This is a genomic window from Burkholderia sp. AcTa6-5 (genome assembly GCF_017815075.1).
Classification (GTDB): Bacteria; Pseudomonadota; Gammaproteobacteria; order Burkholderiales; family Burkholderiaceae; genus Burkholderia; species Burkholderia sola.
On sequence record NZ_JAGIQE010000009.1, the window covers coordinates 229,667 to 246,207 of the forward strand.

Annotated in this window: 10 protein-coding genes; 8 read left to right on the plus strand and 2 right to left on the minus strand. The window is 68.4% G+C overall.

Annotation, left to right across the window (positions count from 1 at the left end):
- Window positions 1-212 precede the first annotated feature (212 nt).
- The 5 genes from J8I33_RS15030 (at window position 213) to J8I33_RS15050 (ending at window position 9,723) form a co-directional block, all read left to right on the plus strand.
- Window positions 213-1,037 (plus strand): IclR family transcriptional regulator, encoded by an 825-nt coding sequence (locus tag J8I33_RS15030; protein ID WP_124595325.1) that lies wholly within the window; start codon window positions 213-215, stop codon window positions 1,035-1,037.
- A gap of 255 nt (window positions 1,038-1,292) precedes the next feature.
- The gene (locus J8I33_RS15035) at window positions 1,293-2,666 is read left to right on the plus strand and encodes an MdtA/MuxA family multidrug efflux RND transporter periplasmic adaptor subunit (protein WP_124629915.1); all 1,374 of its coding nucleotides are present in this window, start codon (window positions 1,293-1,295) and stop codon (window positions 2,664-2,666) included.
- Window positions 2,667-2,681: 15 nt separating this feature from the next.
- Window positions 2,682-5,795: an MdtB/MuxB family multidrug efflux RND transporter permease subunit gene (locus J8I33_RS15040; protein ID WP_209937511.1), complete on the plus strand. Its 3,114-nt coding sequence runs from the start codon at window positions 2,682-2,684 to the stop codon at window positions 5,793-5,795.
- Window positions 5,796-5,899: 104 nt separating this feature from the next.
- The gene (locus J8I33_RS15045; protein ID WP_209937518.1) at window positions 5,900-9,208 is read left to right on the plus strand and encodes an efflux RND transporter permease subunit; all 3,309 of its coding nucleotides are present in this window, start codon (window positions 5,900-5,902) and stop codon (window positions 9,206-9,208) included.
- Between the two features lie 131 nt (window positions 9,209-9,339).
- A complete protein-coding gene (locus tag J8I33_RS15050; protein ID WP_050011373.1) occupies window positions 9,340-9,723 on the plus strand; it encodes a VOC family protein in 384 nt (127 codons plus the stop codon).
- Window positions 9,724-9,830: 107 nt separating this feature from the next.
- On the opposite strand, the gene J8I33_RS15055 is transcribed toward J8I33_RS15050, so the two are convergent.
- Window positions 9,831-11,297 carry an NYN domain-containing protein gene (locus tag J8I33_RS15055; RefSeq protein ID WP_209927338.1) on the minus strand — a complete coding sequence of 489 codons (1,467 nt, stop codon included), beginning with the start codon at window positions 11,295-11,297 and terminating at the stop codon, window positions 9,831-9,833.
- A gap of 312 nt (window positions 11,298-11,609) precedes the next feature.
- Between J8I33_RS15055 and J8I33_RS15060 the strand changes: the two genes are divergently transcribed.
- Window positions 11,610-12,239 (plus strand): SDR family oxidoreductase, encoded by a 630-nt coding sequence (locus tag J8I33_RS15060; RefSeq protein WP_124556947.1) that lies wholly within the window; start codon window positions 11,610-11,612, stop codon window positions 12,237-12,239.
- Between the two features lie 86 nt (window positions 12,240-12,325).
- On the opposite strand, the gene J8I33_RS15065 is transcribed toward J8I33_RS15060, so the two are convergent.
- The gene (locus tag J8I33_RS15065; protein ID WP_209927337.1) at window positions 12,326-12,874 is read right to left on the minus strand and encodes a peroxiredoxin; all 549 of its coding nucleotides are present in this window, start codon (window positions 12,872-12,874) and stop codon (window positions 12,326-12,328) included.
- A 278-nt stretch (window positions 12,875-13,152) separates the two neighbouring features.
- Here J8I33_RS15065 and cdpA point away from each other — a divergent pair, with 278 nt between their 5' ends.
- Window positions 13,153-14,895, plus strand: coding sequence for a cyclic di-GMP phosphodiesterase CdpA (gene cdpA, locus J8I33_RS15070; protein ID WP_200891613.1), 1,743 nt, complete (start codon window positions 13,153-13,155; stop codon window positions 14,893-14,895).
- 26 nt (window positions 14,896-14,921) lie between these two features.
- A complete protein-coding gene (locus J8I33_RS15075) occupies window positions 14,922-16,433 on the plus strand; it encodes an HDOD domain-containing protein (RefSeq protein WP_209937521.1) in 1,512 nt (503 codons plus the stop codon).
- Window positions 16,434-16,541: the final 108 nt, after the last annotated feature.

Below are 16,541 nucleotides of genomic sequence, written 5' to 3' on the forward strand. Positions count from 1 at the left end.
CTTTCCGTTTCCGCCCGACAAGTCAAGCGGTATTTGCACCGGTTCATGCACTTTCCGGCAATGCTCCTTTGAGCGTTTTCCTAATAAACCAAGGGTGAACCCGTAAAATCTCATCCAATGACCGGTTCGCCCGCGGAACATGCATCCTTTGACAATAGTCCTACAATACCAACAAAATTGAAATCGAGTTTCGGAATTAGAGAGAATCCCTCGTGTCGACACCTGTAACCTCTCCCGCGTCGCGGGACCGTGAATCGTCGCCCGACGAGATCACCGCCCTTGCCCGCGGCCTCGCCGTGCTGCGCCGCATCGCGGCTGCCGACGCGCCCGTCAGCAACCGCGAACTGACCGAATTGACCGGCATCCCGAAGCCGACCGTCTCGCGCATCACCGCGACGCTCGTCAGCGCCGGCTTCCTGTTCCAGTTGCCCGACAGCGAGCGCTTCGTGCTGACCGCGTCGGTGCTCGAACTGAGCCACGGTTTCCTGCGCAACTTCGACATCCGCGCGCGTTCGCGGCCGTTCATGATCGAGCTGGCCGAGCGCACGTCGCTGTCCGTGCACCTCGCGGTGCGCGACCGGCTCGACATGGTCGCGATCGACGTGATCCGCCCGCGCTCGGCCGTGCTCGTCACGCGCCTCGAGATCGGCTCGCGGATGGACATCGCGCGTACGGCCGTGGGCCGCGCGTATCTCGCCGCGCTGGAGGACGACGAGCGTCGCCTGCTGCTCGAGTCGCTGCGCACCACGGCCGGCGACGACTGGCCGCACGTGTCCGCCCGCCTGACGCCCGCGCTCGACGAAGCGATGCGCGACGGCCACGCGATCGCGATCGGCGAATGGCGCGAAGGCCTGAATGCGGTCGCGGCCGGTTTCGTCGGCCCGTCGGGCCAGCGCTATTCGGTGAATTGCGGCGGCGCGTCGCACCAGTGTCCGCCCGAATGGCTGCAGCAGCACGTGGTGCCCGCGCTGCAGGAATGCATCGCGAAAATCACCCGCGAAATCGGCGGCGCGCCGGCCCGGCGCATCGGCCTGTAACCGTTTCGTCATCGCGCCATCGCATTGTGTAACGACCGTAACCCGTTGAAAGATAGACCGCTGGACTGTAACGGGGACGGCACGTAGGATCATGCCCATCGTCGCGCCGCATTCGCGGTGCGCACCGCTCTTTTCCCGCGCGGATCGGCGGGGCCCCGGACCGAGCCGGGCCGCCCCGTCCCGTCACCCGCACGCCCACGCGCAGCCGAGCAGCCCGATTTCCGGCCCGCCGCGCCGTCTTCCTGACAGAACACGATGGATAACGAACAAAAGCCCACGCCCCCTTCGAAAGACCCCGCGCCCGCCGTCGCCCGGCGCCCGCGCCGCACGCTGCTGATCGGCACCGCCGCGGTCGTCGTGATCGGCGGCCTGTTGTGGTGGCACCCGTGGAACCGCACGCCGGTGGCAGGCAGCACCGCGAAAGGCGCGGGCGCCAGCGCCGCCGCGGGCAGCCATCGCGGCCGCGGCGGCCCCGCCGCGATGGCGAACATGCCGCAGCCGGTGCAGGTCGCGACCGCGACGCAGGGCGAGATGCCGATCGTGCTGTCCGCGCTCGGCACGGTCACGCCGCTCGCGAACGTGACGGTGAAGACGCAGCTGTCGGGCTACCTGCAGTCGGTGTCGTTCCAGGAAGGCCAGCTCGTCAAGAAGGGCGACGTGCTCGCGCAGATCGACCCGCGCCCGTACCAGGTCGCGCTCGAGAATGCCGAAGGCACGCATGCGCGCGACGCGGCGCTGCTCGCGACCGCCCGCCTCGACCTGAAGCGCTACCAGACGCTGCTGTCGCAGGACTCGATCGCGTCGCAAACCGTCGATACGCAGGCGTCCCTCGTCAAGCAGTACGAAGGCGCGGTGAAGACCGACCAGGCCGCGATCGATTCCGCGAAACTCAATCTCACGTATGCGCGCATCACGGCGCCGGTGTCGGGCCGCGTCGGCCTGCGCCAGGTCGACCCCGGCAACTACGTGACGCCGGGCGATACCAACGGCATCGTCGTGATCACGCAGTTGCAGCCGATGAGCGTGATCTTCACGACGTCGGAAGACAACCTGCCGCAAATCCTCAAGCAGGTGAACGCGGGCCAGAAGCTGTCGGTCACCGCGTACAACCGCAACAACACGGTGCCGCTCGAGACGGGCGCGCTCGCGACGCTCGACAACCAGATCGACACGAGCACCGGCACGGTCAAGCTGCGCGCGAATTTCGATAACAAGGCAGGCATGCTGTTCCCGAATCAGTTCGTGAACACGCGGCTGCTCGTCGACGTGATGCGCAACGCGACGATCGTGCCGACCTCCGCCGTGCTGACGGGCTCGATCGGCCAGTTCGTCTACGTCGTCAAACCCGACGATACGGTGACCGTGCGCAAGGTCACGATCGGGCCGGTCGACGGCGAACGCACGAGCATCGTCAGCGGCGTCGCGCTCGGCGAGCGCGTGGTGACCGACGGCTCGGACCGCCTGCGCGAAGGCGCGAAGATCTCGATTCCGGCCGACAAGCCGAAAGGCGCGTCGGGCGCGCACGGCGCCGGCGCGGCGTCGGGCGCCTCGGCGGCCTCGGGCGCGGCCGGTCATCGCGGCGGACACAAGCACGGCGCGTCGCAGGCCGCGGCCCCCGCGGCCCAGTAACGCGCGGGCCGCTCGATGAATCCATCCCGCCTCTTCATTCTCCGGCCGGTCGGCACCGCTCTCCTGATGGCGGCGATCATGCTGGCCGGTCTCGTCGCGCTGCGCTTCCTGCCGCTCGCCGCGCTGCCCGAAGTCGACTATCCGACGATCCAGGTCCAGACCTTCTATCCGGGCGCGAGCCCGGAGGTGATGACGTCGTCGGTCACCGCGCCGCTCGAACGCCAGTTCGGGCAGATGCCGTCGCTGAACCAGATGTCGTCGCAAAGCTCGGCCGGCGCGTCGGTGATCACGCTGCAGTTCTCGCTCGACCTGCCGCTCGACATCGCCGAACAGGAAGTGCAGGCCGCGATCAACGCGGCCGGCAACCTGCTGCCGTCCGACCTGCCCGCCCCGCCGATCTACGCGAAGGTGAACCCGGCCGATGCGCCGGTCCTGACGCTCGCCGTCAAGTCGAAGACGCTGCCGCTCACGCAGGTGCAGGACCTCGCGGACACGCGCCTCGCGATGAAGATCTCGCAGATCGCCGGCGTCGGCCTCGTGAGCCTGTCGGGCGGCAACCGGCCGGCCGTGCGGATCCAGGCGAACCCGACCGCGCTCGCGCAGTACGGGATGAACCTCGACGACCTGCGCACGACGATCTCGAACCTGAACGTCAACACGCCGAAGGGCAACTTCGACGGCCCGACGCGCGCGTATACGATCAACGCGAACGACCAGCTGACGAGCGCCGACCAGTACAACAGCGCGGTCGTCGCGTACAAGAACGGCCGCCCGGTGATGCTGACCGACGTCGCGACGGTCGTCGCCGGCTCGGAGAACACCAAGCTCGGCGCATGGGTGAATGCGGACCCGGCGATCATCCTGAACGTGCAGCGCCAGCCGGGCGCGAACGTGATCGCGACCGTCGACGCGATCAAGGCGCAGTTGCCGAAGCTGCAGGAAACGCTGCCGGCCGCGCTCGACGTCGAGATCGTCACCGACCGCACGACGATGATCCGCGCGGCCGTGCGCGACGTGCAGTTCGAGCTGCTGCTCGCGGTCGCGCTCGTCGTGCTGGTGATGTACCTGTTCCTCGCGAACGTCTACGCGACGATCATCCCGAGCCTGTCGGTGCCGCTGTCGCTGATCGGCACGCTCGCGGTGATGTACATGGCCGGCTTCTCGCTGAACAACCTGTCGCTGATGGCGCTCACGATCGCGACCGGCTTCGTCGTCGACGACGCGATCGTGATGATCGAGAACATCGCGCGCTACGTCGAGGAAGGCGAATCGGGGCTCGAGGCCGCGCTGAAGGGTTCGCGGCAGATCGGCTTCACGATCATCTCGCTGACGGTGTCGCTGATCGCGGTGCTGATCCCGCTGCTGTTCATGGGCGACGTGGTCGGCCGCCTCTTCCACGAATTCGCGATCACGCTCGCGGTGACGATCGTGATCTCGGCGATCGTGTCGCTCACGCTCGTGCCGATGCTGTGCGCGAAGCTGCTGCGCCATTCGCCGCCGCCGGAGAGCCACCGCTTCGAGGCGCGCGTGCACCGCGCGATCGACTGGGTGATCGCGCGCTACGCGGTCGCGCTCGAATGGGTGCTGAACCGCCAGCGCTCGACGCTCGTCGTCGCGCTGCTGACGCTCGGGCTGACCGCCCTGCTCTATGTGTTCGTGCCGAAGGGCTTCTTCCCCGCGCAGGACACCGGCGTGATCCAGGCGATCACGCAGGCGCCGCAGTCGATCTCGTACGGCGCGATGGCCGAACGCCAGCAGGCGCTCGCGGCCGAAATCCTGAAGGACCCGAACATCGACAGCCTAACGTCGTTCATCGGCGTCGACGGCAGCAACATCACGCTGAACAGCGGCCGGATGCTGATCAACCTGAAGGCACGCGACGAACGCACCGAAACCGCCGCGCAGATCATCCGCGACCTGCAGCAGCGCGTCGCGAACATCACCGGCATTTCGCTGTTCATGCAGCCGGTGCAGGATCTGACGATCGATTCGACGGTCAGCCCGACGCAGTACCAGTTCATGCTGACGAGCCCGAACTCGGAAGAATTCGCGACCTGGGTGCCGAAGCTCGTCGCGCGGCTGCAGCAGGAGCCGTCGCTCGCCGACGTCGCGACCGACCTGCAGAGCAACGGCCAGTCGGTGTACATCGAGATCGACCGCGCGAGCGCCGCGCGCTTCGGCATCACGCCGGCGACCGTCGACAACGCGCTGTACGACGCGTTCGGCCAGCGCATCGTGTCGACGATCTTCACGCAGTCGAACCAGTACCGCGTGATTCTCGAATCGGAGCCGAAGGAGCAGCACTACGCGCAATCGCTGAACGACATCTACCTGCCGTCGGCCGGCGGCGGCCAGGTGCCGCTGTCGTCGATCGCGTCGTTCCACGAGCGGCCGTCGCCGCTGCTGGTCGCGCACCTGTCGCAGTTCCCGTCGACGACCATCTCGTTCAACCTCGCGCCGGGCGCGTCGCTCGGCGAGGCCGTCAAGGCGATCGAGGCCGCCGAGAAGGACATCGGCCTGCCCGGCTCGTTCCAGACGCGCTTCCAGGGCGCGGCGCTCGCGTTCCAGGCGTCGCTGTCGAACCAGCTGTTCCTGATCCTCGCGGCGGTCGTCACGATGTACATCGTGCTCGGCGTGCTGTACGAGAGCTACATCCACCCGATCACGATCCTGTCGACGCTGCCGTCGGCCGGCGTCGGCGCGCTGCTCGCGCTGATGATCACCGGGCACGACCTCGACATCATCGGGATCATCGGCATCGTGCTGCTGATCGGCATCGTGAAGAAGAACGCGATCATGATGATCGACTTCGCGCTCGAGGCCGAACGCGTCGAAGGCAAGCCGCCGCGCGAGGCGATCTACCAGGCGTGCCTGCTGCGCTTCCGGCCGATCCTGATGACGACGCTCGCCGCGCTGCTCGGCGCGGTGCCGCTGATCGTCGGCTCCGGCGCGGGCTCCGAGCTGCGCCAGCCGCTCGGGATCGCGATCGCCGGCGGCCTGATCGTGTCGCAGGTGCTGACGCTGTTTACGACGCCCGTGATCTATCTCGGCTTCGACTCGCTCGCGCGCCGCGTGCGCGGCTGGTTCGAACGCCACGGCCCGCAAGCCGGCACGCGCACGGATGCGTAAATGAAACGACCCCCACGCTCACTTCGTTCGCGTGGGGGGGCGCAGCCCCCCCATCTCCCGAAAACGCATCCGTCGGAACACGCGGCGGCCCAGCGAGTGCCGACATGAACCTGTCGCGCCCCTTCATCACCCGCCCCGTCGCGACGACGCTGCTCGCGCTCGGCGTCGCGCTCGCGGGCCTGTTCGCGTTCATCAAGCTGCCGGTGTCGCCGCTGCCGCAGGTCGATTTCCCGACGATCTCGGTGCAGGCGTCGCTGCCGGGCGCGAGCCCGGAAACGGTCGCGACCAGCGTGACGAGCCCGCTGGAGCGGCACCTCGGCTCGATCGCGGACGTCTCCGAAATGACGTCGACGAGCACGGTCGGCAATGCACGGATCATCCTGCAGTTCGGCCTGAACCGCGACATCGACGGCGCCGCGCGCGACGTGCAGGCCGCGATCAACGCGGCGCGCGCCGATCTGCCCGCCGCGCTGAAGAGCAACCCGACCTACCGCAAGGTCAACCCGGCCGATTCGCCGATCATGGTCGTCGCGCTGACCTCGGAAACGGCGTCGCCGGCGAAGGTGTACGACGCCGCGTCGACGGTGCTGCAGCAGTCGCTGTCGCAGATCGACGGGATCGGCCAGGTCACCGTGAGCGGCTCCGCGAACCCGGCCGTGCGCGTCGAGCTCGAACCGCAGTCGCTGTTCCACTACGGGATCGGCCTCGAGGACGTGCGCGCCGCGCTGGCCTCCGCGAACGCCAACGCGCCGAAGGGCGCGATCGAGTTCGGCCCGCAGCGCTTCCAGCTCTATACGAACGACCAGGCGTCCCAGGCGTCGCAATACCGCGACCTCGTCGTCGCGTACCGCAACGGCTCGGCCGTGCGGCTGTCCGACCTGTCCGACGTCGTCGATTCGGTCGAGGACCTGCGCAACCTCGGTTTGTCGAACGGCAAGCGCGCGGTGCTCGTGATCCTCTACCGGTCGCCCGGCGCGAACATCATCGAGACGCTCGACCGCGTGCGCGCGGCGCTGCCCCAGCTCACCGCGTCGCTGCCGGCCGACATCACGGTCACGCCGGTGCTCGACCGCTCGACCACCATCCGCGCGTCGCTGAAGGACACCGAGCACACGCTGCTGATCGCGATCAGCCTCGTCGTGATGGTCGTGTTCCTGTTCCTGCGCAACTGGCGCGCGACGCTGATCCCGAGCGTCGCGGTGCCGATCTCGATCGTCGGCACGTTCGGCGCGATGTACCTGCTCGGCTTCTCGATCGACAACCTGTCGCTGATGGCGCTGATCGTCGCGACCGGCTTCGTCGTCGACGACGCGATCGTCGTGCTCGAGAACATCTCGCGGCACATCGAGAACGGCAAGCCGCGGATGCAGGCGGCGTTCGACGGCGCCCGCGAAGTCGGCTTCACGGTGTTGTCGATGAGCATCTCGCTCGTCGCGGTGTTCCTGCCGATCCTGCTGATGGGCGGGATCGTCGGGCGCCTGTTCCGCGAGTTCGCGCTGACGCTGTCGCTCGCGATCGCCGTGTCGCTCGCGGTGTCGCTCACGCTCACGCCGATGATGTGCGCGCGCCTGCTGCCGGAACAACACGACCCGCAAAGCGAGGGCCGCTTCGGGCGCTTCCTCGAACGCGGCTTCGCGCGCATGCAGCGCGGCTACGAGCGTTCGCTGTCGTGGGCGCTGCGCCGGCCGCTGCTGATCCTGCTGACGCTGTTCGCGACGATCGGGCTGAACCTCTACCTGTACGTCGTCGTGCCGAAGGGCTTTTTCCCGCAGCAGGACACCGGGTTGATGATCGGCGGCATCCAGGCCGACCAGTCGACGTCGTTCCAGGCGATGAAGCTGAAGTTCTCCGAGATGATGCGGATCGTGCAGGGCAACCCGAACGTGAAGAGCGTCGCGGGCTTCACCGGCGGCACGCAGACCAACTCGGGCTTCATGTTCGTCACGCTGAAGGACCGCACCGAGCGCAAGCTGTCGGCCGACCAGGTGATCCAGCAGTTGCGCCCGCGGCTGGCGGACGTGGCGGGCGCGCGCACGTTCCTGCAGGCGGCGCAGGACATCCGTGTCGGCGGCCGGCAGAGCAACGCGCAGTACCAGTTCACGCTGCTCGGCGATTCGAGCGCCGACCTGTACAAGTGGGGGCCGATCCTGACCGAGGCGCTGCAGAAGCGCCCCGAGCTGACCGACGTGAACTCCGACCAGCAGCAAGGCGGCCTCGAGGCGATGGTGACGATCGACCGCGCGACCGCCGCGCGGTTCGGCATCAAGCCCGCGCAGATCGACAACACGCTGTACGACGCGTTCGGCCAGCGCCAGGCCTCGACGATCTACAACCCGCTGAACCAGTACCACGTCGTGATGGAGGTCGCGCCGAAGTACTGGCAGAGCCCGGAGATGCTCAACCAGGTGTGGATCAGCACGTCGGGCGGCAGCGCGAACGGCTCGCAGACCACCAACGCGGCCGCCGGCACCTTCGTCGCGACCTCGGCCGGCACGTCGAGCGCCGGCACGGCCGCGCAGAGCGCCGCGGCGATCGCGTCCGACTCCGCGCGCAACCAGGCGCTCAACGCGATCGCGGCGAGCGGCAAGTCGAGCGCGTCGTCGGGCGCGTCGGTGTCGACGTCGAAGTCGACGATGATCCCGCTGTCGGCGATCGCGACGTTCGGGCCGAGCACGACGCCGTTGTCGGTCAACCACCAGGGGCTGTTCGTCGCGACGACGATCTCGTTCAACCTGCCGCCGGGCGTGTCGCTGTCGCAGGCGACGCAGATCATCTATCAGACGATGGCGCAGATCGGCGTCCCGCCGACGATCGTCGGCAGCTTCCAGGGCACCGCGCAGGCGTTCCAGCAGTCGATGAACGATCAACCGATCCTGATCCTCGCGGCGCTGCTGGCCGTCTACATCGTGCTCGGGATCCTGTACGAGAGCTACATCCACCCGATCACGATCCTGTCGACGCTGCCGTCGGCCGGCGTCGGCGCGCTGCTCGCGCTGCTGCTGTTCAAGACCGAGTTCAGCATCATCGCGCTGATCGGCGTGATCCTGCTGATCGGCATCGTGAAGAAGAACGCGATCATGATGGTCGACTTCGCGATCGACCAGACGCGCAACAACGGGAAGTCGTCGTTCGACGCGATCCACGAGGCGTGCCTGCTGCGCTTCCGCCCGATCATGATGACGACGATGGCGGCGCTGCTCGGCGCGCTGCCGCTCGCGTTCGGCAGCGGCGACGGCGCCGAGCTGCGCGCGCCGCTCGGGATCGCGATCGCCGGCGGCCTGGTGATGTCGCAGGTGCTGACGCTCTACACGACGCCCGTCGTCTACCTGTACATGGACCGGTTCCGCGTATGGGGCGAGAAGCGCCGCAACCGCCGCGGCAATACCGGCGGGCCGGCGGTCGCCGGGGAGTGACGGAAAGCGGCTGCCCTTCGGGCAGCCGTCTTTTGCGCTTGATTGGCGGGCTCGGTTGCCGGGCTTGTTTGCCGGCCGCGATCGGCTATCGTGTGTCCATGTCCACCGCCGCGCCTTCCCGGGAACCCGCCATGAACGTCCAGCTCAATCACACGATCGTCTGGTGCCGCGACAAGCATGCGTCGAGCCGCTTCGTCACCGAACTGCTGGAATTGCCGCCGCCGACGCCGTTCGGCGCAATGCTGGTCGTCGCGCTCGACAACGGCGTGTCGCTCGATTTTTACGAACAGGCGGGGGAAATCCGGTCGCAGCATTACGCGTTCCTGATCGACGAAGCCGGCTTCGACCGCGTGCTCGCGCGCATTCGCGAACGCGGGTTGCCGCACTGGGCCGATCCGGCGAAGCGGCAAGCCGGCGACATCTACCGCCACAACGGCGGACGCGGCGTGTACTTCGACGATCCGGACGGCCACTTCCTCGAAGTGATGACGCAGCCGTATGTGCTGAACGGGTAGCGCGGCGGGCCGGCGGGCCGGCGGGGCGCCGGCCCGGCATGCGCGGCGCGGGTGTCGCCCGGTTGCGGACGAGACCCGGCCGATTGTCCGACTGTCGCCCGCTGCCGTTACTCGGCGGCAGCCGTCGTCTTGCGCGGACGACGCACGCGCGGCGCCGCCTTGCGGGCCGGTTTCTTCGGCTTGGCGGCGGCCGGGGCTTCGGCAGCCGCTTCGGGGAGTGCCGCGTCGTGCGACGGTTGCACGGCCTCGTCCCGAGCGTCGGACGCGCGAGCCGCCGGTTCGGCCGGCGCCGCCGCGTGCCGCTCGTCATGCGCCGCGTCGCGGTGCGGTTCGTCCGCATGCCGGCCGGGCACGTGCGCTTCGCCACCGTGTGTCGTATCGCCCTGCACGGCGGCGTCCGGCTTGCCGGCCGCGTGGCGACCGGCGCCCTTCGCGGCCGCGCCCTTCTTCGCGGCGGTCTTCTTGGCCGCGCTCTTGCGCGCGCGCTTGCGGCCATCCTTCGCGTCGCCGTGCGCGTCGGTCACATCGGGCGTGTCGGCCGTATCGGCCGGCGCCGCATCAGCGACCTCGGCAAACTCCGCGTCTTCCGCGTCGAACTGCACGCTTTCGTGAACGACCGCTTCCGCGCGCTGCCCGCGACGGTGCGCGTCGCGGCCGGCCGGTGCCGGCTCCGCCGCGCGCGCGCCGTGATGCGCGCCGTGGTGCGCCGCGCCACCTTCACCGCCCGCCGCGACGTGCTCGGCCGCGGCCGACTGGCGGGCCCGCGACACGAACGCGCCCGACTTGTCGTCGCGCCCCACTTCGAGCAGGCCGCGCGCCTGCGCCTCGTCGAGCAGGTTGCCGAACGCGCGGAACCCGTAGTACGACTCGTTGAAGTCCGGCTTGCGACGCTTGATCGCGCTCTTGAGCACCGACGCCCAGATCTTGCCGACGTCGTCGCGCTCCGACGCGAGCGCGTCGAACGTCTCGACCGCCAGCGCGATCGCCTCGGCCTTGCGCGCATCCATGTCGTGCTTGCGCGACGGCTCGTCCGGTCGCTTCGCGCCGCCGTTGCCCGCGCGCTGCTGCTGTTCGCGCTTCGCGAGCGCACGCTGCTGCTCGCGCACCAGATCGTCGTAGAAGATGAATTCGTCGCAGTTCGCGACCAGCAGATCCGACGTCGATTTCTTCACGCCGACGCCGATCACCTTCTTCGCGTTCTCGCGCAGCTTCGACACGAGCGGCGAAAAATCCGAGTCGCCGCTGATGATCACGAACGTATCGACGTGCGACTTCGTGTAGCAGAGATCGAGCGCGTCGACGACGAGCCGGATGTCGGCCGAATTCTTGCCCGACTGGCGCACGTGCGGAATCTCGATCAGTTCGAAGCTCGCTTCGTGCATCGACGCCTTGAAGCCCTTGTAGCGATCCCAGTCGCAATAGGCCTTCTTCACGACGATGCTGCCTTTCAGCAGCAGGCGCTCCAGCACGGGCTTGATGTCGAATTTCTCGTACTTCGCATCGCGCACGCCGAGCGCGACGTTCTCGAAGTCGCAGAACACGGCCATGCTGACGTTGTCCAGGGGTAATGCCATGTGTACTCCAACCGGTGGGCCGACGCGTGATGCACGCGTAGCGGCGAAAAATGCATCGCGCACATGATAGCCGGTCGGCGCGTCATTCCCGCATCCGTGTGAACGAATGAACGCCGGTACCCGGCACCGGTACGCCGAAGCCGGTACGCCCGATGCCGGTACGCCCGATGCCGGTACGCCCGACGCCGGTACGCCCGACGCCGGTACGCCCCTTATTACGTGCGCACCGTCGGGGCGATTCGACATTACACTTGAGTTATCGGTCGTCCGTCCCTATCTGCACGGATGACGCATCGAGCAAGGAGCGGTTTCATGACGACGAAGGTACTGCTGATTGGCGCGACCGGCCGGACGGGCCAGGCCTGCGCGGATCTGCTGCTCAAGCAGCCGGAGTTCGAGGTCACGGCGCTCGTGCGCCGGCACGGCTATGCGCTGGCGGGCGCACGGGTCGTCGAGGCCGATCTGACGAACGATTTCTCGCACGCTTTCCAGGGCATCACGCACGTGATCTACGCGGCCGGCTCGGCCGAATCGGACGGCGCGACCGAAGAGGAGCAGGTCGACCGCGATGCGGTCGCCCGCGCGGCCGACTACGCGCTCGCGTTCAACGCGCAGAAGCTCGTGGTGGTCAGCTCGCTGTCCGCCTACCGGCCCGAGCACGGGCCCGACGCGCTGCACCACTATTCACGGATGAAGCGCGAAGGCGACGATCGCGTGATCGCGTCGGGCGTCGACTACGTGATCCTGCGCCCGGGCCCGCTGACGGACGATCCGGGCGTCGGCAAGATCGCGCTGACCGACACGTGGCTCGAGCCCGCGCCGCCCGTGTCACGCCAGGATGTGGCATGGGCCGCGATCGAGGCGATCAAGCTCGGCATCTCGCGCAAGGTCGTCGGCTTCGTCGGCGGCAGCGTGCCGATCGAACAGGCGCTGCGCGCATAACGGCCCGCTGTGCGCCGCCGGGAGGCGGCGCGTTCCCGTGCCCGCGGCCCGCACGACGGGCCGTTTTCACGCGCGGGCCAGCCGTTTTACTGCTTCGGATGCGCGTCGGCCCACGCCTTCACGGCGGCGAGCGTGTTCTCGACGTGCTTGTCGGGCGACAGGCTCGTGTATTCGTAGAGAATCTTCCCTTCCGGCGAAATCACGTAGGACACGCGGTTCGCCCGGTCGAGCGCCGGCAGCTTCGCGTCGTACTCGCGGATGATCTTCGCATCCGGGTCGGCCGCCACCGGGAACTTGCTGCGGCACTCGCTCACCGAGAACTTCGTCAGCGTGTCGATGTTGTCGGCCGACACGCCGATCACCGTCGCGCCGTAAGCCTTGTAACGGTCGACCGCGTCCGCGAACGCATGCGCCTCGATCGTGCAGCCCTTCGTGAACGCCGCCGGATAAAAATACAGCACGACCGGTCCCTGCTTCAGCGCGTCCGAGAGCGCGTACGTGTAGGTCTTGCCGCCCAGCGACGCCTGCGTCGTGAAATTAGGCGCGGCCGCGCCCGGCTTCAGTTCCGCCTGCGCCACGAGCGCATGGCCGGCCACCAGCGCCACCATGGCGCCCAGCAACAGTTTTCGCTTCATCTGCGTCCTCATTTCTTATAAAGTCGGCCTCGATACAGGCCACGCGGGCGTTCGCCTGCCGAACATCCGCGTGGAAGATCCGGCCGGCGGCAGCGCCGCCTGGGGCCGGTCCGTTAAAGATTTCGCACAGTCTGCCGTTATTCCTTCCGGACAACCGGTTCCAGCCCTTCACGTCAGCGAGAAACATGGAAGCCAACAGGAAACAGACGTCACGCAAGGGCTCCTGGCGCAGCGCCTTGCATACGCTGCGCCGCTTCGCTCGGTCGGGCGGCGCGCTGATGCCCGCGCGCGCGGTCGCGCCGCGACGCGACGACTCCGTGCGCAACTGGCTGGAACAGACGGTCGGCACGGTGGATTTCCTCGCCCACGTCGACCGCGAGTTGCGCTTTCTGTACGTGTCCGACGCGAGCCTGCGCTTCATCGGCTACCACCGCGACTACCTGCATACGCTGACGCTGCGCGACCTGATCGCCGAACAGGATACCGCGGCGCTCGAAGGCCTGCTCGCTCGCGCCGCGCGGTCGGGCCAGGTCGAGAAGGCGACGATGTGCATCGTCAAGTCGCTCACCTACCCGCTGGACGTCGAGGTCCGCGCGTTCAAGAGCCGCCACCACGGCGTCGACGGCTTCGCGATCGCGGCGTTCGACGTGTCGTCGTGGCGCGCGCTCGAGGCGCGTCTGACCTACGAAATGCACCACGACCCGATGACGGGGCTCGACAACCTGTCCGCGCTCGTGCCGGCGCTGATGCGCGCGCAGCAGACCGCCGACGAGGACGGCACCTGCGCGGCGCTGCTGCTGCTCGACCTCGACGACTACCAGCGGATCAACCGCGCGCTCGGCTACGACGCGGGCGACATGCTGCTGCGCGAGACCGCGCAGCGGCTGAAGGCGCTCGTCACGCCGGACGAGCAGCTCGCGCGCGTCGCGAGCGACAAGTTCGCGGTGGTGCTGGGCGCACCGGACCGCACGCAGGCGAGCCATGCTGCCGATTCGCTCGCGCGCCGGCTGCAGGCCGCGGTGCGCGAGCCCTACGTGTTCCAGGGCCAGACCGTGCACCTGTCCGCGAGCATCGGCATCGCGCTCTATCCGGACGAACGCGCCGCGCCGCATCGCGCGCAGCATCACAGCCCGCTGCTGCGCCGCGCCGACCACGCGCTCTCCCAGGCGAAGGCATCGGGCGGCAACGCGCTCGCGTTCCATGCGCCCGTCGACGATCCGGCCGACGCCGAACGGCTCAAGCTCGAAGCCGACCTGTACGACGGCGTGCGCAACGGCGAGTTTTCGCTGCATTTCCAGCCGATCACGCGCAGCCAGTCGGGCGCGGTGGTCGGCGTCGAGGCGCTGATCCGCTGGCGCCATCCGGTGCACGGCCTCGTGCCGCCGGCCACCTTCATCCCGCTCGCCGAATCGATCGGCCTGATCAACTACCTCGGCAACTGGGTGCTCAAGGCCGCGTGCATGCAGCTCGTCGCGTGGGACGGCCAGGGGCTCGCGCTGCAATACGTGGCGGTCAACGTGTCGCCGCAGCAGTTCCGCGACCCGCGCTTCACGCAGAGCGTGCGCGAGGCGATCGCGCTGACCGGCATCGACCCGCGCCGCATCGTGCTCGAAATCACCGAAAGCCTGCTGATGCACGATCCCGCGCACGCGAAAATGCTGCTCGAGGAGCTGACCGGTCTCGGCATCCGCTTCGCGATCGACGATTTCGGCACCGGCTATTCGAGCCTGGCCTATCTGCAGCGCTTCCCGCTCGCGAAGCTGAAGATCGACCGCAGTTTCGTCGAAAACCTGCTGACGTCGCGCAACGACCGCGCGATCGTGTCGGCGGTGGTCGGCCTCGCGCAAACACTGGATCTCGAGCTCGTCGCCGAAGGCGTCGAGACCGAGGCGCAGCGCGAGCTGCTGACGGAGATGGGCTGCAATCACATCCAGGGCTGGCTCGTCTGCCAGGCGCTGCCGTCCGAGGAGCTCGCGCGGCGCTTCGAGGCGCAGCAGCTGCACCTGCACGCCGCCGCCTGACGCGCGCGGCGAACCGAAAGATCCGTATGTCAACCACCGAATACCTGCCCCGCACCGCGCTGCTCGACAAGCTGTGGGCCCGGATGAACGAACGGGGCGATTTCCCGCTGCTGTCGGAATCGCTGCGCGCGACGATGGCCGCGATGAAGAACGACGACCTCGACTTCACCGCGCTCGTGCGCGTCGTGCTGTCGGACTTCGCGCTCACGCAGAAAGTGCTGCGGCTCGCGAACTCCGCGATGTACATGGCGTTCGGCGGTAACATCACCACCGTGACCCGCGCGCTGATGGTGCTCGGCATGGACGCCGTCGGCCATCTCGTGGTCGGGTTGAAGCTCGTCGACCACTTCCATCAGAGCACGCCGCGACGCATCGACGCGAAGCTTGAGCTGAACCGTGCGCTGCTGTCCGGCTGCGTCGCGCGCAAGCTCACCGAGCACGCCGAACTGCGCGGCGGCGAGGAAGCCATCGTCTGCACACTGATGCGCCAGGTCGGCAAACTGCTGGTGGTCTGCTATCTCGACAGCGAATGGGACCGCATCCGCCGCCGCGCGGCCGAGCTGAACGGCGACGAAGCGGCCGCCTGCGTCGACGTGCTCGGCGTCGGCTTCGACGAGATCGGCGTCGAAGCGGCCGCGCGCTGGCGGCTGCCCGACGTGATCTGCGGCGGGATGGCCGACGACGATCGCGCCACCCGCGCCGACGCGTTCGACAACGAAGACGGTGACGCCCGCCACGCGGGCCCGGCTGCCGACGACGGCTCGGCCGATCGCATCCGCTGGCTGCGCGCGGTGAGCCGCTGCTCGACCGACGTCGCCGGCGCGCTCGTCATGCCCGCGAGCCCGCAGCGCGACGCGCGCATCGCGGCGCTCGCGCAGCACTACGGCGCCGAGCTCGACATGGAGGCCGACGCGCTCGTCGAGATCGCCGATCGGCTCGCGCGCGAGGAAGCGAGCGACACCATGATGCGCGAGATCGTCGAGCTGCGCGCGAACGCCGATGCGATCGCGCGCGCGCAGGCCGCGCCCGAGGCCTGCCTCGAAGCCGGCCTCGCGGATTTGCGCGCGCTGCCGTCCGAGCACGTGCTGACGCCGGTGCTCGCGCTCGCGTCGGAAAGCCTGCTGGCCGGCCTCGCGTTCACGCGCACCGTGATGTTCGTGCGGCACGACGACGGCACCTTCGCCGCGCGCCTGGGCTTCGGCCCCGGCGTCGATACGGCGCTCGACCGGCTGCATTTCGACGAACGCTTCGAGCCGGACGTGTTTCATCTCGCGATCTCGAACTCGGTCGGCATCTTCATCGAGCAGGCGCAGGACCCGAAGATGACGAAGCGCCTGCCCGCGTGGTATCTCGACGCGTTCGACGACGCGCGTGCGTTCGTGCTGCTGCCCGTGCGCGTCGGCACGACGAGCGTCGCGCTGCTGTACGGCGACTGGGCCGGCGCGCAACCCGCGCGCAAGATCTCGCAGCAGGAGATGGCCGTGCTCAACGAACTCGCGCGCGAGCTGGGACGGTTCTTCGCCGCGCAGCCCGGCTGACGGCGGGCCAGCCTCCCGTCGTTTTCGCTCCCATCGGGTAGGGAGAGGGGTCACCCCCTCAGCCCTCCCACACCACCGTACGTGCGGTTCCGCATACGGCGGTTCATC